General features: G+C 71.1%; 19 protein-coding genes. 10 read left to right on the top strand and 9 right to left on the bottom strand.

The features are described 5' to 3' along the window. From BMW99_RS27805 to BMW99_RS27775, 7 genes are all read right to left on the bottom strand, one after another. The coding region (locus BMW99_RS27805; protein WP_245791650.1) for a hypothetical protein at positions 1 to 246 on the bottom strand (246 nt) is incomplete at its 3' end. Positions 247 to 507: 261 nt separating this feature from the next. After that, positions 508 to 1,083, bottom strand: coding sequence for a GtrA family protein (locus BMW99_RS27800; protein WP_069465483.1), 576 nt, complete (start codon positions 1,081 to 1,083; stop codon positions 508 to 510). Continuing rightward, complete coding sequence (locus BMW99_RS27795) at positions 1,080 to 1,796, bottom strand: polyprenol monophosphomannose synthase (RefSeq protein ID WP_245791654.1); 717 nt, start codon at positions 1,794 to 1,796, stop codon at positions 1,080 to 1,082. Before BMW99_RS27795 ends, BMW99_RS27800 begins: the two co-directional genes overlap by 4 nt. 199 nt (positions 1,797 to 1,995) lie before the next feature. Next, a complete protein-coding gene (locus BMW99_RS27790; RefSeq protein ID WP_079138727.1) occupies positions 1,996 to 3,612 on the bottom strand; it encodes a glycosyltransferase family 39 protein in 1,617 nt (538 codons plus the stop codon). Continuing rightward, positions 3,609 to 5,126: an ArnT family glycosyltransferase gene (locus tag BMW99_RS27785; RefSeq protein ID WP_069465489.1), complete on the bottom strand. Its 1,518-nt coding sequence runs from the start codon at positions 5,124 to 5,126 to the stop codon at positions 3,609 to 3,611. Before BMW99_RS27785 ends, BMW99_RS27790 begins: the two co-directional genes overlap by 4 nt. Before the next feature lie 398 nt (positions 5,127 to 5,524). Beyond that, entirely contained in the window at positions 5,525 to 6,562 is a 1,038-nt protein-coding gene (locus BMW99_RS27780) for a glycoside hydrolase family 26 protein (RefSeq protein WP_069465485.1), read from the bottom strand. Then, the gene (locus BMW99_RS27775; protein WP_079138728.1) at positions 6,559 to 8,193 is read right to left on the bottom strand and encodes a glycosyltransferase family 2 protein; all 1,635 of its coding nucleotides are present in this window, start codon (positions 8,191 to 8,193) and stop codon (positions 6,559 to 6,561) included. Before BMW99_RS27775 ends, BMW99_RS27780 begins: the two co-directional genes overlap by 4 nt. A 308-nt stretch (positions 8,194 to 8,501) precedes the next feature. On the opposite strand from BMW99_RS27775, the gene BMW99_RS27770 reads away from it, so the two are divergent. The 3 genes from BMW99_RS27770 to BMW99_RS27760 all read left to right on the top strand — a co-directional run bounded on the left by BMW99_RS27770 (position 8,502) and on the right by BMW99_RS27760 (position 11,256). After that, on the top strand, positions 8,502 to 9,425 hold the full coding sequence (locus BMW99_RS27770) for a UTP--glucose-1-phosphate uridylyltransferase (protein ID WP_075017755.1): 924 nt from the start codon (positions 8,502 to 8,504) through the stop codon (positions 9,423 to 9,425). A 51-nt stretch (positions 9,426 to 9,476) separates the two neighbouring features. Next, positions 9,477 to 10,622, top strand: coding sequence for a mannose-1-phosphate guanylyltransferase (gene manB / locus BMW99_RS27765; RefSeq protein ID WP_245791653.1), 1,146 nt, complete (start codon positions 9,477 to 9,479; stop codon positions 10,620 to 10,622). Positions 10,623 to 10,722: 100 nt separating this feature from the next. Continuing rightward, a complete protein-coding gene (locus tag BMW99_RS27760) occupies positions 10,723 to 11,256 on the top strand; it encodes an FUSC family protein (protein WP_141726107.1) in 534 nt (177 codons plus the stop codon). 653 nt (positions 11,257 to 11,909) lie between these two features. On the opposite strand, the gene BMW99_RS27755 is transcribed toward BMW99_RS27760, so the two are convergent. Both BMW99_RS27755 and BMW99_RS27750 read right to left on the bottom strand, forming a co-directional pair. Beyond that, positions 11,910 to 12,902, bottom strand: a complete 993-nt coding sequence (locus BMW99_RS27755) for an alpha/beta hydrolase (protein ID WP_069463334.1) — start codon at positions 12,900 to 12,902, stop codon at positions 11,910 to 11,912. A gap of 186 nt (positions 12,903 to 13,088) precedes the next feature. Continuing rightward, positions 13,089 to 14,144 (bottom strand): AraC-like ligand-binding domain-containing protein, encoded by a 1,056-nt coding sequence (locus BMW99_RS27750; RefSeq protein WP_069463333.1) that lies wholly within the window; start codon positions 14,142 to 14,144, stop codon positions 13,089 to 13,091. A 605-nt stretch (positions 14,145 to 14,749) separates the two neighbouring features. Between BMW99_RS27750 and BMW99_RS27745 the strand changes: the two genes are divergently transcribed. The 7 genes from BMW99_RS27745 (at position 14,750) to BMW99_RS27715 (ending at position 21,515) form a co-directional block, all read left to right on the top strand. Further along, entirely contained in the window at positions 14,750 to 15,187 is a 438-nt protein-coding gene (locus tag BMW99_RS27745) for a nuclear transport factor 2 family protein (RefSeq protein ID WP_069463332.1), read from the top strand. 121 nt (positions 15,188 to 15,308) lie between these two features. Continuing rightward, on the top strand, positions 15,309 to 16,280 hold the full coding sequence (locus tag BMW99_RS27740; RefSeq protein ID WP_069463331.1) for an alpha/beta hydrolase: 972 nt from the start codon (positions 15,309 to 15,311) through the stop codon (positions 16,278 to 16,280). Between the two features lie 143 nt (positions 16,281 to 16,423). Continuing rightward, on the top strand, positions 16,424 to 17,764 hold the full coding sequence (locus BMW99_RS27735) for an epoxide hydrolase family protein (RefSeq protein WP_069463330.1): 1,341 nt from the start codon (positions 16,424 to 16,426) through the stop codon (positions 17,762 to 17,764). 105 nt (positions 17,765 to 17,869) lie between these two features. Further along, on the top strand, positions 17,870 to 19,135 hold the full coding sequence (locus BMW99_RS27730) for an MFS transporter (protein ID WP_245791648.1): 1,266 nt from the start codon (positions 17,870 to 17,872) through the stop codon (positions 19,133 to 19,135). An 84-nt stretch (positions 19,136 to 19,219) separates the two neighbouring features. Then, the gene (locus BMW99_RS27725; protein ID WP_069463329.1) at positions 19,220 to 19,969 is read left to right on the top strand and encodes an SDR family oxidoreductase; all 750 of its coding nucleotides are present in this window, start codon (positions 19,220 to 19,222) and stop codon (positions 19,967 to 19,969) included. Between the two features lie 117 nt (positions 19,970 to 20,086). After that, positions 20,087 to 20,947 carry a TIGR03620 family F420-dependent LLM class oxidoreductase gene (locus BMW99_RS27720; protein WP_069462807.1) on the top strand — a complete coding sequence of 287 codons (861 nt, stop codon included), beginning with the start codon at positions 20,087 to 20,089 and terminating at the stop codon, positions 20,945 to 20,947. A 109-nt stretch (positions 20,948 to 21,056) separates the two neighbouring features. After that, positions 21,057 to 21,515, top strand: a complete 459-nt coding sequence (locus BMW99_RS27715; protein WP_245791652.1) for a MarR family winged helix-turn-helix transcriptional regulator — start codon at positions 21,057 to 21,059, stop codon at positions 21,513 to 21,515. Positions 21,516 to 21,553 lie beyond the last annotated feature (38 nt).

The raw sequence follows: 21,553 nt of genomic DNA, 5'->3' as shown, positions 1-21,553 counted from the left end.
CACCGTGAGCGGCTGGGCGTAGATCTGCCCGTCGAGCTGGGTGGCGAAGAGCTGCCCGAAGGCGGAGGACTGCACGACGGCGGGCGAGAGCCCGGACTCGCCGGCGTCCCAGTTGGTGCGCAGGTTGTCGACGCCCTGGGTGATCTGGTCGGCCTGGGCGGCCGATCCCCCCACCACGCTGAGCGTGGCCCCGATCACGGCGGTGCCGACGACGGTCGCGGCCGCGGCGCGCATGCTGCGCCACACGCGCGAGGCGCGGGGTGTGCGGTTCTGCCGGCCGTGACGCCGTCTGCGGCGGTCATGGCTCGACAGCATGGATTGTCCGGCCAACGCCGGCCCCCCTCCGGAAGTCCGCCGCGGCAGATCGGCCGGCGGCGGTGGGACAAGTCCCCAAGTCTGCGGGAATGTTCATATCATCCGGACACTCGCCCCCGCGCCGTTCGGCGGGAGTCGGTCCGGTCACGCGGAACCAGCGGCGACCGGGTGTGGACACGCGCCGGGATTCTGTCATCGGTGCTGGTCGGCGACCGTGAACTCGTCGTGCGGAGCGGCCGGCTGGAACCAGCTCGCGGTCCCCCCGCCGTCGTCCGCCCCAGGGGCCCACGAGGGCCGCGGGCCGGGTTCCGTCGCCGCTTCCTCGTCCGGGGCCTCGTCGAGCACCTTGAACACCCAGGTCCGGTAGGACCAGAAGCGGAACGCGGTGGCCACGCCGACGCCGACGAACTTGAAGACGTTGCTCTGCAACCGGCCGTCCCAGCCGAGCCCGTAGGTCGCGGCGTAGAGAACAGAGTTCTCGATGACCAGACCGACGAGGCTGAAGCCGAAGAACAGCGCGAGCTCCCGGGCGCGGCTGCCGCCGTCCCGGTCCCGGTAGGTGAAGAACCGGAAGCCCACGTAGTTGCAGATGATGGAGATGAACGTGGCCAGCACGCTGGCCCGGACGGTCTGCAGGCCCCAGTAACGCTGGATCGCGTTGAAGGCCAGCAGGTTGACCACGACGCCCGCCAGGCCGACCACGCCGAACTTCGCGATCTCCCGGTAGAAGTGGCCCAGCCGCGACGGGAGTGCGTGCCGGCCGCTCACGAGCGGCGGTTGCGCAGACGAAGGCGCACCGGCATCACGGCGGACTCGACCTGCGTCGACATGCTCATCTTGGAGACGCCCTCGGTGCGCTCCTCGAAGTGGATGGGGATCTCGACCGCGCTGTGACCCCGGCGCACGGCCAGGAACTTCAGCTCCACCTGGAAGCTGTAGCCGGCGCTGGTCAGCGAGCCGAGGCCGATGTCGCGCAGCGTCTGCGCCGGCCACAGGTTGAAGCCGGCCGTGATGTCCCGGATCCGGATGTCCAGCACCGCGCGGGCGTAGCGGTTGGCGAACCGCGACAGCAGCTGCCGGTGCTTGCCCCACTCCGTGTCCAGCGAGCCGCCGTCCACGTAGCGGCTGCCGACCACGAAGCCCGCGCCCGTCGACAGAGCGGTGCCCAGCATCTGCGGGACGGCGGACGCCGGGTGGCTGCCGTCGGCGTCCATCTGGACGACGAACTCGGCGCCCTCGTCGAGGGCCGCCTGCATCCCGGCCGCGTAGGCGCGGCCGAGACCGTCCTTCTCGGTGCGGTGCAGGACGCTCATCCGGCGGCGGCCGTCCCGGAGGTACTTCTCCGCCAGTTCCTCGGCGAGCCGGCCGGTGCCGTCCGGGCTGGAGTCGTCCACGATCTTCAGGTGCAGGCCCGGCAGCGGCAGGCTCATCACGATCTCGGTCATGCGCGGGAGGTTGGCGGCCTCGTTGTAGGTCGGCATGACGATGGTCAGCGGTCTCTGGGCCCAGGTCGGCGGCAGCTCCACGAGCGGGCGCCGAACGGCCGGAGTCGGAACGTGCATGGTCTCTCCTCAGGGTCTCCTGCGCCCTCGTGAGCCGGTTCGTGACGAACGGCGGGTTCAGCCGGTGGGCAGGGTCGTGGGTCCGGTGGAGCGGGACGCGGCGAGGGTCCCGCTGCGGTCAGGTGTGCACCTTGCGGTCGGCGGCGGAGTCACCGGAGCTTCCGGTGGCGGCCGTCACGACCCGCTTGAGGAGCAGGACCTGGATGTCCGTCAGCTTCGTGGTGCGGATGACGCGGAACTCCTTGCGGAGCACGTCGGCCGTCGCCTTGGGCATGTTCACGTACTGCAGGCCGGGCGGTGAGGTGGTCACCAGCCACAGCCGGTCGGTCTTGGCCAGGCAGGCGACCGGGTGCTTGCACTCGACCGCGTCGTACATGCCGGCCTGCTGCGGGGTGCGGGCCATCAGCACGTCGTGCGGGCGGCCGCTGTCGTCACGCAGCTCATAGGCCATGCCGCGCCGCTCGGTCATCACCCCGCCGAACGCGATGCCGTCATGCGGCTGCTGCCCGTCCTTGATGATGCGGGCCACGCCGCGGAAGTCCGGCTCGCCGAGGATCGGCCCGCGGGCCTCACGGATGCCCGGCAGCGCCGACCAGGCCAGGGCGGCGACCGAGGCCGCCGCGAGCACCCAGCCGACGGCGATCCGGAACGTCGGGACCTGTCCGGCGAGCCGCCCGGTGACGGGCCCGGCCAGCCGGCACACCGCGACTGCCGCCAGCAGCACCCAGGCCGGCACGGTGAAGAGCAGGTAGCGCGGCAGGAACAGGTGGAGCTGCGCCGCCGTCGCATAGGTGGCGAGCGGCGGCACCAGCACCCACAGCGCGAGCGGGAGCGCGTACCGTCCGGCGAAGCACAGGCCCACCAGGCCCAGCGCCATCACCGGGGCGCCGACCGCCCAGCTTCCGAACAGGTGCTGCGGAAGGTTCACCAGGTCCTTGGTGCCCGGGTTGTTCCAGGAGATCTGGCCCTTCTGCGTGGACCCGGCCGCCGCCATCGGCAGCACGAAGCACAGCCCCATCGTGCCCGCGGCGGCGTACGCCCAGGCGGCGATGTGGTTGCCGCGGCGGCGCGCGATGACGACCATCACCACATGCGGCAGCAGCACCGCCATGGACGCCAGGTGGCTCCAGCCGATCAGCGGCACCGACAGCGTGTAGCCGATCCACCCCTTGAACGTCGGCTGTTCCAGGGCCCGGACCAGCAGCAGCGTGGAGAGCAGGACCGCCGCCACGGCGAACGCGTACGGCCTCGCCTCCTGCCCGTAGCGGGTCACCGTGGGCACCACGGCGAAGGCGAGTCCGGCCACGACGCCCACCTGGGTGGTGAACATCCGCCGGGCCAGCAGGGCCAGCAGTCCCGCCGCGGCGCCCATCGCGATCGCCGACGGCAGTCGCAGCGCGCTCGCGGAGTCGCCGGCCGCGTCCACCCAGAAGTGCATCAGGATGTAGTACGGGGTGAACACCGCGTCGATGCTGCGGATCAGGTGGCCCAGGTCCCCGAAGGACAGCCCGGCCGCCCACCAGGTGGCGTGCTCGTCGCGCCACAGCTGCCGGCCGCTGAGGTCCTTCAGGATCGACACCAGGGCGGCGGCGGTCGGCAGGAGGAACAGGGCCGCGGTGGCGAACGGACTCCACCGGCGGACGGCGGCCCCGCCGCCGTCCGCGCTCTCCTGGTCGCCGAGCTGCCCGGCATCGTTGTCGGCAAGGCCGTTCAGCGCGGATGTGTCGACGGTCATTGCTTCACCCAGATCCGGAAGGCGCTCGTGCCGCTGCTCGTGGTGTACGGGATCACTGCCGTCAGCCGGTAGTGCGGATTGCCCTTCAGGGCGTCCGTGACCGCCTGGTCGGCGTCCGGGGTCACCCCTCCGTGCAGCTCGATCACGTCGAAGTGAGCGTCACGGACGGCGGCGCTGAAGGCCGCGGGCCCGCTGTAGTGCTTGCCGTCCTTGGCCTGATAGTCCATGAGGAAGGTGGTCTGCCACTGGTTCCACCCGGTGACGTCGCGCAGGTAGTAGGCGGGGACCTCCTGCTCCTCCGCCAGGTAGATGCCCTTGTGGTTCACCACCGTCCGCAGGTACGCGACCATCGGCTTGCTGTTCGGGAAGCTGTACTCCTCGTGCGACTGCACCATGCCGAAGGTCAGGGTCGCGACGAAGAGGATGATCCCGAGCTGGGGATTGCGGAAGTGCGGACCGACCAGACGCGCCAGGCCCAGCCCCGCCATGGGTGCGGCGAACAGCAGGCCGAAGCCGACGTGCTTGTAGAGCGAGATCTCCGTGCCCAGGTGGATCTGGTACGCGGGGGCCAGCAGCGCGGTGCCGGTCAGCAGTACGCCCAGCGAGACGCGCCGTAGCGGTCCCGGGGTCGCGTTGCCGATCCACGGCATCTCGCCCATCCGGGCCCGCAGGCCGTAGGCGATCGAGCCGCCCAGCGCGGCGAGGAAGAGCAGGCCGCCCCAGTTCGCGCTGTCCTGGAGCATCCGCAGCGCGGAGTCGGTGCCGTGTGCGCGGTTGGTGGTGGTGCCGCTGATGCCGCCGAGCGATCCGGCCAGTTTGAGACCGAGGCCGAGCAGCGCGGCGATGGCGGCGCCGAGGACCACTCCGCGGAGCAGGGAGCGCCACCCGCGGTGGCGGTAGGCGGTGAGCACCGCGAGCACCACGAGAGTCGGCATGTAGAGCGCGGCCGCGTACTTCACGCCGCAGGCCAGCGCGGCGGGCGGGGCGGCGAGCAGGACGAAGGCCATGTTGCTGCGGCCGGTGCGCACCACGAGCCAGGCGGACAGCGCCAGCAGGAAGAGGGCCGGGGCGTCGTAGGTGGCGAAGTTGCCGAGGTACAGCGTCGACTGCAGGCCGCAGAAGAGCGCGGCGGCCCCCAGCGCGGCGCGGACGTTGAACATCCTGCGGGTCATGGCGTACAGCAGCCCGGTGGTGCCGAGCATGAAGAACAGGCTGACCACCCGGACGCCGGTCAGGCCGAAGTGCGAGTCCACCGAGGCGGCGAGCACCGGATAGAACTTCGGATACCCGGAGAAGTAGGCGCCGAAGTCCACGGGGACCGGGGTGCCGTGCAGGACGTTGGCGAGCTCGTAGTGGCCGGAGGCGATGTACAGCGCCTCGTCCTCGAACGCCGTCCCGCGCAGCCGCAGCGACAGCACGGCCTGGACCAGCAGCAGGCACGCCAGCAGGATCCGGCCCAGCCGGACGCTGCGGCGCGCGTCGAACGACCACGCCGACTCGGGCACGTCCGGCAGGACGTAGCCGGGCGGCACGCTCTCCGCCTCGTAGACCGCGTACCCGGCGTCCGGCTCGTCCAGGGCGTAGGTGTCCACCGGCGCGGCCTGCTCGTGCGTGCCGTACGCCCCGCTCACAGCCTGGTCGTAATAGGGAGCCCGCGGGTACTCCTCGCCCGCGGACGGGCCCGCGCCGGGCGCGCTTTCGCCGTACGGATCATCGGTGTACGACGGGCTCGGCGGGGTGAACGTCTCCGCGTAGCCGTAGGCCGGCGGCGCTTCCTCGTAGGCGTACTGCGGGGCCTGGTAACCCGGCTCGGGTTCGGGCGCCGGACGGTCGTCCGGCCCGTTCACCGCCCAGGACGGCTGGGACCTGCCGCGCTGCTCTTGTGCCCCGGATCTCGGGGGCCTCCAGTCGCTCACGGCTTCCTCACGTCGACCCCGTAGGCCTTGCCGGCCGCCTGGCGGCGGAACTCGGCGGCGGCGGCGGAACTGCTGTCCACCCGCCAGTCGGTCTCCTTGTTGTAGTCGAACCAGATGAAGCCGACCACGTCCGAGCGCTTCGCCGTGCCCTGGAAGAGGTCGTCGATGTCCGCCGGCTTGCGCGTTCTGCCCTCGGAGGCGGTCTCGGCGATGATGAACGGCTTCTTCGTGAAGCCACGCACCTCGTCCATCGTCGGGCCGTACAGCGTCTTGTAGGTGTGCGGACCGTCCAGGCCGTAGTAGCCGATGACGCCGATCCAGTCGACGTAGGCGTCACCGGGCCAGAACGGCTTGAGCCGCACCGACTTCATCGGGCCGATCACGTTGGGGCTCCACACCCAGATGACCTGGGTCGCGCCCTCCTCCGCGAAGACGTCGTGCACGTGCTTCCACGCGCTGACGAACTGCTGCGGGGTCGCCTTCTTCGTCCCCCACGGGTACCAGAAGCCGTTCATCTCGTGGGCGAAGCTGATCGCCACCGGCAGGTTCAGCGCCGCGACGGACTGGGCGAACTGGTGGATGTACGCGTCGTCCTTGCCCGCGGCGATGTCCGCGAGCGACTTCTTCATCGGCTCCCACGCGATGAAGGACATCGCCCCGTAGTCCCAGGTGTCCTGCACCTGCTGGGACTCGAACTGGTCGCCCCACGCGGCGTAGGTCTCCACCATGTCGGGCTTCTTCCCGACCAGGCTCGCGTACGTCTGCAGGGGCTGCATCGAGGCGGGAAAGCCCGGCAGCGACACCCCGAAGTACTTCTTCTCCGGCTTGAGCAGAGGCCGGATGTCGTACGGCAGGACCGGCTTGGCCGAGGCCTTGGCCCCGTCCGTGGGCGTGCCGGAGACGGACGGCTGGCCGCCCTCGGCGTGCTGGTACTTGTACCGGCCGGACGAGGAGAAGGTGCTGCACCCGGCGGTCGCCGTCAGCAGCAGGCCGACCGCAGCCGCGGCGGCCAGGGAACGAATGCGGGAAGTCACGCGGTTGCCTTCTGGGAACGGGGCTGGACGAGGACACGGCCGGCGACCATCGCGTAGAAGAGTCCGGCGGAGAGCATCAGGGCGAAGTCCGGGGGGTACATGGTGAACATCCGCCAGGCGGCCAGCACGACCCACAGCACGGCGGTGCCGCCGGTCCAGCCGATCATGCCGACCCAGTAGCGGCGCATGCCGTTCTTCTTGGCGCCGTCGGAACCGGTGGGCTTCCAGCCCATCTCCCGCCCGCGGAGCACGTCCCAGACCGCGAAGACGTGCGACCAGCCGTACATCATGCGGGCCGCCCAGGCCTCGAGCCGGTACGGCGCCCGGTGCCACAGGGGCAGCACCAGCGCGACGTAGGCGACGCTCGGCAGCACCAGGACGCTCGCCTCGGCGCGCAGCAGTTCGGGCTTGAGGATCAGCAGGCCCAGCGGGATCAGGGGCGTGACGAAGGTCGCCAGCGCGGTCTGCAGGTAGTAGAGGAACCCGGAGACGTAGCAGAGCCGGGTGGTGAGGCGCATGGGCGTGTTCCAGAACCGCTTGCCGGTCAGCAGCGACAGGGAGCCCATGCACCAGCGGTACTGCTGGTTGTGGAAGGCGCCGACGGTGTCGGGGCACACCCCGGCGGCCAGCGCGACGGGCACGTACCGCAGCTTCCAGCCCAGACCGCGCAGGTCGAAGCCGGTGTACATGTCCTCGGAGTGCTCGATGAGGGAGACGCCGCCGATCTGCTCCAGGGCCTCCCGCCGGTAGAGCGCGCAGGAGCCGACACAGATGGAGCCGTCCTTGTCCTCCCGCGAGGTCTGCACCGAGCGGTAGAAGAGCTCCTGCACCGCGCCGGCGCCCCGCTCGATCCAGTTCTGCCGGTCGACGCTGCGGAAGAACTGCGGGGACTGCACGATCGCGGTCCGCTCGTCCTCGTCCATGTGCGGCAGCAGCTCGTCGAGCAGGTCGGCCCGCGGTGCGAAGTCGGCGTCGAGGATCAGGATGTGGTCGCCGCCGGTGATGCCGAAGGCGTGGTTGAGGTTGCCGGCCTTCTTGAACCAGCCGCGGTTGGGGCGGACCACGTACTCGAACCCGAAGTGCCGGGCCATGGCGGCGACCTCGGGCTCGGCCGCGTCGTCGAGGACGTAGGCGCGGACGGTGCCCCGGTAGGTCGTGGCCATCCGCTGCACGTACGTCCAGGTGTTGTGGAGCACCTCCAGCGGCTCGCCGCACACCGGCAGGAAGACGTCGACGCTCGGGTACGACGCCGGCTGCCAGCGCCGCACCATGCGGCGGTGCGCCTTCATGTCGAAGTCCTTGCTGAACCCGTCCAGGTACAGCGAGATCAGGTAGTCCGCCAGGAGCGGCGCCAGCATCGGCAGCAGCAGCCAGAACCAGGGGCTGGACGTCGTGAAGAAGAACTGACTGGCGGCCAGGCACAGGAAGCTGAGCAGCGAGCAGACCGTCAGGATCCACAGCCGGCGGTGGGCATAAATGTACTTCTCACTGTCCGCGGGCGGCTGCGGAAGCAGCCCCTGCGGAAAGTCACCTTTCGCGCCACCCGCAAAGGTGAGGACGGAATTCCGCTTTCGGCGGCTCGACGCCCTGTCTCCACGTCCGTCAACACGGGCGGATTGCACTGCACCCATGACAAATAATCCGGGCCTGAACAGGCCCGGCACCCCCCCACCGGAGTACATTCCTGCGATAAAAACACTGCTGAGCCGCGTCAGTATAGCTGACGCTTGGCGTACCTTTTTGACCTATTTTATACGTTTCCTTGCACATATCCGCTCATCGGAGGTCCGCGGCTCATTTCTCGGGAGACGCGAAGGGATTGTCAACAGGCGAATACCTCACATACGGGACATAAGGCCCGCGAGTTGTGCATATGATGTGTGCGTATCATGACGGCAGGGAGGGGAGAGTCGCCGGCAAGCGCGGCGGCCATTCGAGCATGTCTTCACGCGCAAAAGCACCGCATGATCAGCACATCACCAAGGCGGTCATCCCGGCAGCGGGCCTCGGAACCCGGTTTCTGCCTGCATCCAAGGCGATGCCCAAGGAAATGCTTCCGGTCGTGGACAAACCGGCCATCCAATACGTGGTGGAGGAGGCCGTGACCGCCGGTCTCACCGATGTCCTCATGGTCACCGGGCGCAACAAGAGAGCACTCGAGGATCACTTCGACCGCAACTACGAGTTGGAGGAGTTCCTCATCCGGCGCGGCGACACCGCCCGCCTGGGCGCCGTACGTGAGTCCAGCCGGCTGGCCACCGTGCACTACGTGCGCCAGGGCGATCCCAGGGGACTGGGCCACGCGGTGCTGTGCGCCGAACCGCACGTCGGCGACCGGACGTTCGCCGTCCTGCTCGGGGACGACCTCATCGACCCGCGCGACCCGCTGCTGCCGCGGATGGCCGCAGTGCAGAATCGTTACGGCGGCAGTGTCGTCGCCCTCATGGAGGTCGACCCCGACCAGATGCACCTCTACGGGTGCGCCAAGGTCGTCCCCACCGACGGCGACGACGACGTGGTCCAGGTCACCGACCTGGTCGAGAAGCCGGCTCCGGGCCGGGCGCCCTCCCGCTACGCGGTCATCGGCCGGTACGTGCTCAGCCCCGAGATCTTCCCGGCGCTCGCCAAGACCCGGGCCGACCACGGCGGCGAGATCCAGCTCACCGACGCGCTGCGCGAGCTCGCGCAGCGGCGCAACGACGGCGGCCCCGTGCACGGCGTCATCTTCACCGGGCGGCGCTACGACACCGGCGACCGCGACGCCTACCTGCGCGCCACCGTCCGGCTCGCCTGCGAACGCGCCGACATCGGGCCGGGCTTCCGGGCCTGGCTGAAGGAGTTCAGCGCCACCGAGCTGGGCTGAGACCGACCCCGTCGCCCTCCTGCCGCATCCCCGGAGAACACCGTGAACCACCTGTCCCAGATCAGACCTGCCCGCGTGCCGGAGACCGCGGCGAGCGAGGCGATCATCCTCGTCGGCGGGAAGGGGACCAGACTCCACCCGCTGACCACCCACACCCCCAAGCCGCTGCTGCCCGTGGCCGGCGTGCCCTTCCTCACCCACCAGCTGGCCCGGGCCGCCGCGGCCGGCGTCACCCGGGTGGTGCTCGCCACCTCCTACCTCGCCGGCCTCTTCGAGGACCGGTACGGCGACGGCAGCGGGCTCGGCCTGGAGCTCGTCCACGTCACGGAGGACGAGCCGCTCGGCACCGGCGGGGCGATCCGCAACGCCGCCCGGCACCTGACCTGCGGCCCCGACGACCCGGTGCTGGTCTTCAACGGCGACATCCTCGCCGGCCTGGACATCGCCGCCCTGCGCGACGGGCACCGTGCCTCCGGCGCCGACGTCACCCTCCACCTGACCCGGGTACCGGACCCGCGCGCCTTCGGCCTGGTCCCCACCGACGCCACCGGGCGGGTGCTCGGCTTCCTGGAGAAGCCCGAGACGCCCGAACAGATCGTCACCGACCAGATCAACGCAGGCTGTTACGTCTTCAGCCGCCGGGTCGTCGACGCGATACCCGAGGGACGGCCGGTCTCGGTGGAACGCGAGACCTTCCCCGGCCTGCTCGCCTCCGGCGCGGTGCTGCGCGGCGTCTGCGACGACAGCTACTGGCTGGACCTGGGCACCCCGGCGGCGTTCGCGACCGGCTCGGCCGACCTGGTCCGCGGCCGCGTCGACTCCCCCGCGCTGCCCGGGCCCGCCGGCGAGTCGCTCGTGCTGCCCGGGGCCGTCGTCGCCCCCGGCGCGCTGCTCGGCGGCGGCACGGTGGTGTGCGAGGGCGCCGTCGTCGAGGCCGGCGCCGTCGTGGAGGGAAGCGTGGTCCTGCGCGGGGCGCGGGTCGGGGCGGGCACGCTGCTGCACCGCTCGGTCGTCGGTGAGGGCGCGGTCATCGGAGCGGACTGCTCGATCGCCGAGGCCGTAGTCGGCGACCGCGCCGAGGTCGTCGCGGGCTGCCGGGTGCCGCGGGAGACCCGGATCGACTGCGGCGGCCGGTGGCCGGCCGCCCACGCGAGCACGGTGCCGGCGGCGCCGGCCAACGCGTCCGCCACGGGGTGAGTGCGCCGCCCGCGGGGTGAGCAGGTCGCGCTGGGCCTCGGCCGCTCGCGACGTGCGGCACCCCGCCACGGCGAACGCGCACCCTGTCACGCCGCTGTCCGTGACCCTTGTCGCGACGGCCAGTCACAGCACGTCGGTTGTCGCCCTCACGGGGGACCGCCTCCTGGAAGCAGTGCTGGGCTGCACGGCCGCCGCGGCCGCGGGACAACTGGTGACCAGCCGCTGGGCCGTTCGGCACCGCCGGCATGCCGTGGCCGATGTGCTCCGCGCGGCCGCGGACCTCCTCGACCAGCCCAGCCCACACCAGTTGGATGCGTTGCGCCGCGCCGGCACTCGGCTGGACCTGGTCAGCGCACGCACGGCCGGCGAACGGCGCGCGGTACGCCTGGCGGTCGCGCGTCTCGACGAGCTCGGCGAAGCGGCACGCCTCTTGGCTGAGCGGTTGCCGGCGGACTGGTCCCCGCGCACAGCGGACCCGGACGCGACTGCGACGTCTCACGCCCTGCGGGAGATGGCCGCCACGTTGTCCGCCCGTGACGGGCGGCCCACGAGCCCCTCTCCCGCACTCGACGACCTGCCGACCCGGCTGGCCGAACTGGGTCTGATGCCGGGTGCGGTAAAGGGCGCGAGCTGAGAGGCGGACTTCCGTCCCGATCGGCGCGGGAACCTGTCGAGCATCAGCAGCTGCGATGGACCAGGCATGGACCAACGGGCGGGCGCAGGTGGGGGACTGAGCACTCCCTCGCTGGTCACGCTGTCAGCGAGAGGACGGGGACCGCCCGTCTTGAGAACCGTCGTGGCAGCGATGTCACCGTGGGTTCACATCCCACAGCCTCCGCCCAGGTAGACGTAAGACCAGGTCAGAGCGGGTGCCCCTCCCGGAGGGGCACCCGCTCTGACGTTTCCTGTCTCACCCTGAGCCGCCTGTTTCCCGGTGCCGATCACCCTGCACGGGCCATGCGCGGGCCAGATTCGACGGCGTCTGGAGGGGCAGTGGGGGCCTTGGTTGACGAGGACGTCGCTGTCGATGACCTCGGGGATCCCTCGGACCTGGTTGGTGTCCCGTCAAGCCTCGGTGTTCCTGCCGAACCACTCAGGTAGTTCGCAGGGCTGGGCAACGGCATCCCAGAAGGCGTCGTAGCTCCGGCAACGTGCTGGCCAAGGGGACTTTGTCTACGCCCAGTCGGGCTCCTCGGTGTCGTCGCCGGGCAGAGCCCTCGTGTCGCCAGCGGTGGGAGGCGGGCGGGGCGGCCGCAGGTCGGGAGCCGTCCCGGAGCCCGTGGTGGCTCAGCGGTGGGGCTTGTGGAGGGCGACGTGGAGGGTGTCGAGGGTCTGGATGAGGGCAGCTCTGGCCGCGTCGGTCCCGCGCAGGGGGTTGAGCACCATGAAGTCGTGGATCACCCCGTGGTAGCGCATCGAGACCACGGCCACGCCGGCCTCGCGGAGTTTCGCCGCGTAGGCCTCGCCCTCGTCGCGTACGACGTCGGCCTCGCTGGTGACCACCAGCGCCGGGGGGAGTCCGGCGAGCTGGTCCAGGGAGGCGCGCAGGGGTGACGCGGTGGGCTCGCCCCGCTGCCGCACGTCGGGCAGGTACTGGTCCCAGAACCACTGCATGGTCTCGCGGTCGAGGAAGTACCCCTGGGCGAACTCCTGGTAGGAGGGGGTGTCGAAGTCGGAGTCGACGACGGGGCAGAGCAGCACCTGCTGCACGAGCCGTACCCCGCCGCGCTGCTTGGCCAGCAGGGTCAGCGCCGCCACCAGGTTGGCGCCCGCCGAGTCGCCCACGGCGGCCATCCTGCTCCCGTCCAGGCCGATCTGGTCGCCTCGCTCGTAGATCCACTTCGCGACCGCGTAGCACTGTTCGACGGCGACCGGGTACCGCGCCTCGGGGGCGCGTTCGTACTCGACGAAGACCACCGCCGCGTCCGTGCCGAGGGCGAGATCGCGGACCAGCCGGTCATGGGTGACGGCGTCGCCCAGCACCCAGCCCAGCCCGTGCAGGAACAGCACGACGGGGATCGGTCCGACGGTGTCAACCGGCCTGACCACCTTGACCTGCACGTGTCCGGTGGGCCCGCCGGGCAGCGCGAGCCACTCCGCGGACGTGGCCTCCTCGTCGAGCCGGTCGTCCACCAGGTCCTGCAGACGGCGAAGGCTCGTGCGGGCCTGCGTCAGGGCGGGTCCGTCCGCCGGCGGCGGGCACGTGTGCCGGGCCACGAACGCTCGGGTGGGATGGTCCAGGACCGGGCGCCGAACGGGCGGTGGGGGGAATTCGGACACGCGGTCTCCTGCTGGGAGGGCCAAGAGGCATGAATGGGGCAAGGGTTGTCGGGCGCATCGGGTGGCCAGGAAGAGGGGCAGATCGCACGAGCGACCCCGACCTCCGACCTCGGCGCAGTGCCGCTGCAAGCACGGTGTGCCCGCTCGGGTTTCGAGCGAGCACCCTGCCCCTTCGACGGCGTGGGGTCAACCTCCCAGCTCCAGCCGGTCGGTGCCGTGGACACGGGGAGGGGCTTTGAGCGTGGTGTCGGGCATCGTCATGGTTGCCGAGGGCCGGCCGTCGCCTTCCGGACCAACGCGCAGGTTCCGCCATTCACGCGGGGAGACGCCGTAGGCGGCGCGGAAGGTTCGGCTGAAGTGGGCGGGGCTGACGAAGCCCCACCGATGGGCGACGGCGGACACCGTGGGCGAGGTCATGCCGCGGCGGGCCAGCTCCCGGCAGCACTCCTCCAGGCGGCGCTGCTGGATGAGCCGGCGCACGGTGGTTCCCTCTCCCTCGAAGAGCCTGTGCAGGTACCGGACGGAGACCCGGTGCGCGCGGGCGATGCTCTCCGGTGACAGGTCCGGGTCGCTCAGGTTCCGGTTGATGTGTTCGCGCACCCGCAGAAGCACATGGTTGCGGGCAGTGCCGTCGTCCGTCGCGTCCGGGCGGGCGCGCTCGGCGATCAGGGTGGCGATCAAGTCGACAACGTTGCCGGCCAGGCGGTCCGCGACGGCCGGCGGGTAGCCGTCCGCCGAGGACGCCAGCGCGGCCAGGAACGGCAGCAGCATCGCGCCGAAGCCGCTGCCGGTGCCGATGGCGTGGCCTGTGACCTGGCGGATGTCGCTGTCAGGCACGCCCAGCATGCGGCGCGGCAGTTGGAAGACGTGCGTGGCGAACCGCCGCGGATAGTCGAAGGAGTACGGCCGGGTCGTGTCGTACACCACGAGGTCGCCCTCTCCCACATCGGCCCGCCGGCCGTCGTGGAGGAGGGTGGCCGTACCTGATATCTGGACGCTGACCCCCATCAACGCCTCGGCCGAGCGGGCGATGAGGGCCGGGGTGCGGCTGACTCGGTTCGCGTCGGCCTCCAGGGTCGAGACCTGGAGGCACCCGAGGCGGTCCGTGGCGATCCGGCCGTCGAACGGCCCGTCCTGCCGCGGTGCGACCGTCATGGGGACCAGTGTCCTGCTCACCGCGTCGTTCCAGTAGGCGACTCGGTCGCGGTCCGGTACCGAGGCGGTGGTCAACACCATGCTCACGTAACTCTCCCCTCGGGGAATCGACTCCGGGGCTGTGTACGGACGGCAACAAGGCGGGCGGCCGTACCGCCCCGAGATCGGCCGACCGCGGCTCGGTGCGTCCCATGGCGTGTCACACGAACGGCGACCCCACTGGGAGGCAACCGGGCCGCTGCGCCGGGGCCCGGGTTCCCACCCGCTGGAACAAGCCAATCAGCGGGCGGCTTCGTCCTCCAGGCAGGACCTCAGGCAGAACTCGTGGACCGCGGACCCGGTTCTGCCTCCTCCAGTGCAGCGCGGCAGGGGTGGCCGGTGTCCGGCACCCGCCCGCGACCACGCGTGCGCTGGCAGGAAAGAACGCCGCGCTGGCAGGCAAATTTCGCTCCGCCCGGAGAGCTAGTTTCGGCATCGGTCGGGTGTTGACCTGTCACGACGGCAATCGGGTCGCTGGCGGGCAGAGCCGCCACGTCGCTCAATCGGAGCCGGCACCGGAGGGATGGTCAGGCCGTCCGTCAGAAAGTTGACGTGTCACCTAAATAATTCCTAGGGTGATCGAACTGAGAGCAACGCCCGCCGCATCGGTACGGCCACGACCGGTGCGCGCGCTGCAGAGGGAGTGAGATCTCATGTCGGACAACGAGAAGTTCATCAGGGCCGCCTATCAGGTGGCGGAGGTCCAGGACATTCCCGGGTGGGTCGCCTGCTTCACCGAAGACGGCACGTTCACCGACCAGTCGGTCGGCGTGACCTACCGCGGACAGGACGTCGCGCAGCCCGTCGAGAACTACGCCGAGGCCTTCCCGGACATGCACCGGGAGCTGTACGACGTCTACGTCCAGGGCGACGTCGTCATCGTGGAGCTGTCCCTCAACGGGACGCACGACGGCCCTCTTCGCACGCCGTTCGGTGTGATCGCACCCACCGGCAAGACGATCAAGGTGCCCTGCTGCGACGTGTTCCGGGTCCGCGACGGCAAGATCGCGTCGTTCAACTGCTACCCCTCCGGCACGGTCCTGTTCGGGCAGCTGGGCGTCCTGGGCGCCTTGCAGGCCGCCGCCCGGTAGCCAGGCGCACGCATCCGACCTGCTTCGTGGGCCTTCTGCCCTGATCTGAGCACATTTCGCCGAATCCGGCGCGACAGGCCCATGGCCGTCGATCCCCGTGAACGAAAGAAGGAGTACCGCCATGTCCGGAAACCCCCGCGGCATCGCCCTCGAACCGGCCGCGCAGGCGTTCGTGGACGCCACCTCCCAGCCGCCGTTCCTGTACCAGCTTCCGCCGGAGGACGGCCGCAAGGCGGTCGACCAGGTCCAGGACGCGGAGATCTTCAAGCCGGAGATCGACGAGGAATGGGTGGAGGTGCCGACCGGGCCCACCGGCACCGTCCGGGTCCGCATCGTCCGCCCCGCGGGATCGGCCGGCACCCAACTGCCGGTCATCCTCTACGTGCACGGTGCCGGTTGGGTCTTCGGCAACGCGCACACCCACGACCGGCTGGTGCGCGACCTGGCCGTCGGCGTGAACGCCGCCGTGGTCTTCCCCGAGTACGACCACGCGCCGGAGGCCGGCTACCCGGTGGCCCTGGAGCAGAGCTACGCGGTGGCCCGATGGGTGACGGCCGGCGGCTCCGCCCGGAACCTGGACGCCCAGCGGCTCGCCGTGGCCGGCGACTCCGTCGGCGGCAACATGGCCATCGCCCTGACACTGCTGGCCAAGGAGCGCGGCGACGTCCGGTTCGTCAAGCAGGTCGAGTTCTACCCGGTCACCGACGCGTCCTTCGACACCGCCTCCTACGAGGAGTTCGCCGAGGGCTACTTCCTGGCCCGCGACGGGATGAAGTGGTTCTGGGACCAGTACACCACCAGCGAGGAGGAGCGCGGACGGATCACCGTCTCGCCGCTGCGCGCCGGCCTGGAGGACCTGAAGGGCCTGCCGCCCGCGCTGATCATCACCGCCGAGGCCGACGTGCTGCGCGACGAGGGCGAGGCGTTCGCGGCCAGGCTGCGGCAGGCGGGCGTGCCGGCCACCAACGCCCGGTTCGGGGGCATCGTCCACGACTTCGTCATGGTCAACGCGCTCCACGACACCGAGGCGGCCAAGCACGCCGTGCTGCTCGCGGTGGCGAGCCTGAAGCAGGCCCTGCACCCGGTGGCCTGACCGCCCGTGGCCCGTCCGCCGCCGCCCGCAGACCAGGCGGCGGGCCCAGAGGGACGGCCGCGTCGCCGTGTGCGTCACGAATCTTCCTGCTCGCGCCGCACCCGTTCACCCGGGTGCCCACTTCATGGAATTGGAGCGCTCCCATGCGTGTATCACGTCAACCCGATCTGGCCACGGGCGCCGTACCCTTCCAGCCGTCCCGGCGCAGCCTGCTGCGGACCGCCACCGTCGCGGGCCTGGCGACCGTCCCCGCGGTCATGGGCGCCAACCTCGCGTTCGCCGGCACCGACAGCGGCACCGACAGCGGCATCGGCACGGTCGGCCCCCTGCGCCTGCCCGAGGCCACCGAACAGATCACACCGCTGCACGTCAACGTCCCCGAAGCTCTCCTGAGGGACCTGCGCCACCGGCTGGCGAGCGTTCGCCTGCCGGATCGGGAAACCGTCGGCGACGCCTCCCAGGGCGTCCAACTCGCCAAGCAGATAAGCCTGTTGCAGTACTGGCGCACGCAGTACGACTGGCGGCGCTTCGAGCGGAGGATCAACGCCCTGGGGCAGTACCGCACCCGGATCGACGGCCTGGGCATCCACTTCCTCCACGTGCGCTCCCGGCACGCCGACGCCACGCCGCTGATCCTCACCCACGGGTGGCCCGGCTCGTTCGTGGAGTTCCTGAAGGCGATCGGCCCGCTGACCGACCCCACCGCGTACGGCGGCACGGCGCAGGACGCCTTCCACGTCGTCATCCCCTCCCAGCCCGGCTTCGGCTTCTCCGACCGGCCCAGCGCCACCGGCTGGACCACCGCCCGCACCGCGGCCGCCTGGGCCGCCTTGATGGAACGCCTGGGCTACCGCCGCTACATCGCGCAGGGCGGCGACTGGGGCGGCGGCGTGACGACCCAGCTCGGCAAGCTGCGGCCCAAGGGCCTGATCGGCACGCACCTGAACTTCCCGGAGTACGCCTTCAGCCCGCCGGTCACCGGCACGGTCACCGCGGCCGAGCAGGCGGCACTGGACGAGATCCAGACCTTCTCCGCCCAGTACTCCGGCTACTTCCAGGAGCAGACCACCCGCCCGCAGACCATCGGCTACGCCCTGGCCGACTCGCCCTCGGGACAGGCCTCCTGGATCTACGAGAAGTTCCTGGACTGGACGGACAACACGGGCCGGCCGCAGGGCGTCCTGTCGACGGACGAGATCCTGGACAACATCACGCTGTACTGGCTCACCGACACCGCCGCCTCCTCGGCCCGCATCTACTGGCAGAACTCCGGCGGCGGCGGGCTGACCACGCTCGAACTGCCGGTCGGGCTGAGCGTGTTCCCGCACGAGCTGGTGCGCAGCCCCAGGATCTGGGCCGAGCGGGCCTACAGCGACTTGGCCTACTTCAACGACCAGCTCCCCTTCGGGGGGCACTTCGCGGCGTTCGAGCAGCCGCAGCTCTTCGCCGAAGAAGTCCGGAAGTTCACGCGACTGGTGAAGTAGCGCCCCCCCGTCGACGGTTCGGCGGCACGCGCGAGCAGGCGCGTGCCGCCCCCCGGCATCCGGCCCACCCGGGCCGCCGTCCAGTCCAGCAACTTACGGAGCGCCATGAACAGCCGGCCCGCGACGCACGGCGGCCCCCTGGCCGGGTCCAGGACCGAGGCCGCGCCCTCGACCGTACGTAAGGAGACAGCGAAGCCGCAGCCGGAGCCGGGACGGCCGCGTGGTGGATGGCCGGCGGTGGCGTCCGTGGCCGCGGTGTCGTTCGTGCTGGTCCTCTCGGAGTTCCTGCCCGTCGGCCTGCTGCCCGCCATCGGCGATGGCCTCCACGTGGACACCGGCACCGCGGGCCTTCTGGTGGTCGTGCCCGGAGTCACGGCCGCGGTGGCCGCACCGCTGCTCACCGTCGCCTCCGGCAGGCTGGATCGCCGGCACGTCCTGATCGCCCTCGCCGCCCTGATCACCGTGTCCGACGGACTGGCCGCCCTGGCGCCCAACCTGGGTGTGATGCTGGCCGCACGCGTTCTGCTGGGGCTGAGCGTCGGCGGGTTCTGGGCCATGGGAGCGGGCATCGGCAGCCGCCTCATCGCACCCGCCGACGCCGACCGCGCGGCCTCGCTGATCACGGCCGGCATCTCCGCCGGCACCGTCATCAGCCTCCCGCTCGGCGCGCTGATCGGACATCTCGCGGGCTGGCGCACCGCCTTCGTCATCGCGGCCGCCGCCGCGGGACTGGCCGTGGCGCTGCTGAGCATCGCTCTGCCCGCGCTCAGGCCCACCGGGGCGGTACGCGCTGCCACGCTCGCCAGGGCGCTGCGCCGGCCCCCGGTCGCACTCGCGCTGCTCGCCACCTCGGCCGTGTTCTTCGGCCACTTCGCCGCCTACACCTACATCACCCCCTACCTCCAGCAGCACGCCCACCTCGGCTCCCGCACGGTCACCGCGGTGCTGCTCGGGTACGGGCTGGCGGGCCTGGCGGGCAATCTGCTCATCGGCTTCGCCTCGGGCCGCTCGCCCCGGGGCATGGCGGCGTGCGCAGCCGTCATCCTCGCCGGCGCCGTGCTGGCGCTCACCCTCACCACCGCGACACCCGTCACCGTGGTTCTCGTCCTCCTGTGGGGTGCGGCCTTCGGGGCGGTGCCCCTGATCGGCCAGATCCGGGTCACCCGTGCGCTCCCGCACGCCCCGGACGCCGCCCTCGCCTTGCTGGTCAGCGCCTCGCAGACGTTCCTCGCGCTCGGCTCGCTGGTGGGCGGGGCGCTGACCGACCACCGCGGCACCACGACTGCCTTCGCGGCCGGCGCCGTCGCGGTGCTGCTCGGCGCCCTGGTGCCCGCGGGCAGGGCTCACAGAAAGGAGGGCACGGTGAAGTAGTTGACACGTCATCTAAGTGGATCTATTTTAGTTGAAGGTTGAATAGAAGAGCGATCATGAATCGCTCGGAGACAGGAGCACACCATGGGACAGCTGGACGGCAAGACGGTCGTGATCACCGGTGGCACCAGCGGCATCGGGCTGGCCACGGCAGAGCGCTTCAGCCGGGAGGGCGCTCACGTCTACATCACCGGGCGCCGCAAGGACGCCCTCGACCAGGCGGTCGCGCGGATCGGCGGAAACGTGACCGGCGTCCAGGCCGACAGCAGCGACCTCGCGGACCTCGACCGCCTCTACACCACCGTCTCCGACGCCGGGCACCGTATCGACGTCCTGTTCGCCAACGCCGGCGGGGGTGCGTTCTCCAGGCTGGAAGAGATCACCGAGGAGCACTTCGAGGCCACCTTCGGCACCAACGTCAAGGGGACGCTCTTCACCGTGCAGAAGGCCCTCCCGCTCCTGGTCGACGGCGCGTCGGTGATCCTCACCGGCTCCACCGCCGCCACGGTCGGCAACGAGGCGTTCGGTGTCTACGGCGCCTCCAAGGCCGCGATCCGCTCCTTCGCCCGGACCTGGGCGAACGAGTTGCGCGGTCGCGGCATCCGCGTCAACACGATCGCGCCCGGACCCATCACGACCCCCGGCCTCAACGGGCTCGCCCCCGACGAGGAGCAGGCGGCCCAGCTCCGGGAGGCGCTCGCCGCGGGCGTGCCGCTCGGTCGCATGGGTCAGCCCCAGGAGGTCGCGAGCCTCGCGCTCTTCCTCGCCACCAGCGAGTCGAGCTTCATCACCGGCACCGAGATCTACGTCGACGGCGGCGCCAACCAGATCTGACGCCGACACCAGCGGGTCGATCCCCTCAGGGCGACCGGCCCGCCGGCCGGCTTCTCCACCCTCCCACCCTCCCGCCCGCGGCGGATTCGGGCCGGACCACTACCGAGGAAGACGCACATGGACATCGGGACCACCGGCATCTGGAGCCCGGAACTTCGCCTGCACCCCGACCCCGTGGAGATCCACGAGGCCGCGGCCGAACTGGGCCAGCACGGCTGGGGAGCGTTGTGGATCCCCGGCCTCGGTGGCGGCGACATCCTCGGGGACGCGGAACGCCTGCTGCGGGCCACCGACGAGACCGCGGTGGCCACCGGCGTCCTCAGTATCTGGCGCCACAGTGCGGCCGACATGGCGGCCGGACACGCCCGGCTGAGCAAGGAGTACGGCCACCGGCTCCTGCTCGGCCTCGGGGTGAGCGACGCCGCGGCCGCGCAGCAGGCCGGGGGGACGTACCGTCCGCTGGCCGCGCTCAATGCCTACCTCGACCAGCTCGACCAGGCGCCCACCGCCGTTCCCGCCGATGAGCGCCTCGTCGCCGCGATGGGGCCCAAGCTCACGGAACTGGCCGGCCGGCGCAGTGCCGGCACGCACCCCTTCCTCGTCACGCCGGAGTTCACCGCGGGCGCGCGCGAGTTGCTCGGCCCCGCCCCGCTGCTCGCCCCGTACCAGGCCGTCGTCGTGGACGACGACCCGGAGCGCGCCCGGGCCACGGCCCGCGGGTTCCTGGCGCCGTTCATCGGCATGGGCCACTACGCCGGCAGCCTGCAGCGGCAGGGCTTCACCGCGGACGACCTCGCCCACGGCGGGAGCGATCGGCTGATCGACGCCGTCGTCGCGTGGGGCGGCCTCGACGCCATCGACGCGCGCATTCGCGCCCACCTCGATGCCGGTGCCACCCACGTCGCTCTCCACGCCATCGGCGACGGCCGGGGGCTGCCGCTCGCCCAATGGCGAGCACTGGCACCGCTGGCCCGCTGACGCCCGCGCCCTCCGGGCGGCGAGCGGCGACGGCGGGGGAGCCGCAGTGAGGGCGGTGGCAGCCAGGGCGGTGGAGACATCAACCTTCTCGTACCATGCACGCATGGACATGGAGCCCCGCTGGCTCACCCCGGTGGAGGAACGGGCGTGGCGCGGCATGCTGCGGATGCACGACCTGGTGGTGAGCGAAGCCGGCCGGGTCATGCAGAGCGAGTTCGGGCTGTCCGGGGCCGAATACCCGGTGCTGGCGGAGCTGAGCCGCGTCCCCGGCGGCCGGTTGCGCATCCTCGAACTCACCAAGGTGCTCGGGTGGGAGAAGAGCAGGGTGTCCCACCAGCTCAAACGCATGGTCCAGCGCGGCCTCCTCGCACGCGACGAGTGCGCCGAAGACGGGCGCGGAGCGTACGTGATGGTCACCCCTGCCGGCCGTGCGGCGATCGAAGCCGCCGCACCCCGGCATGTCGAGGACGTCCGGCGCCTGCTGCTCGACCACCTCACCCCCGGCCAGGTCGCCATGCTGGCCGAGATCTCCGAGACGATCATCGGGAAGATCAGCACGGACCGTTGAGGCCGGTGCTCGCCGGTCCGCCCGAACCGACGACCCGC

The sequence above is a fragment of the Actinacidiphila rubida genome (assembly GCF_900110255.1).
Lineage (GTDB): Bacteria > Actinomycetota > Actinomycetes > Streptomycetales > Streptomycetaceae > Actinacidiphila > Actinacidiphila rubida.
This window is presented reverse-complemented; position numbering and strand designations above follow the sequence as displayed.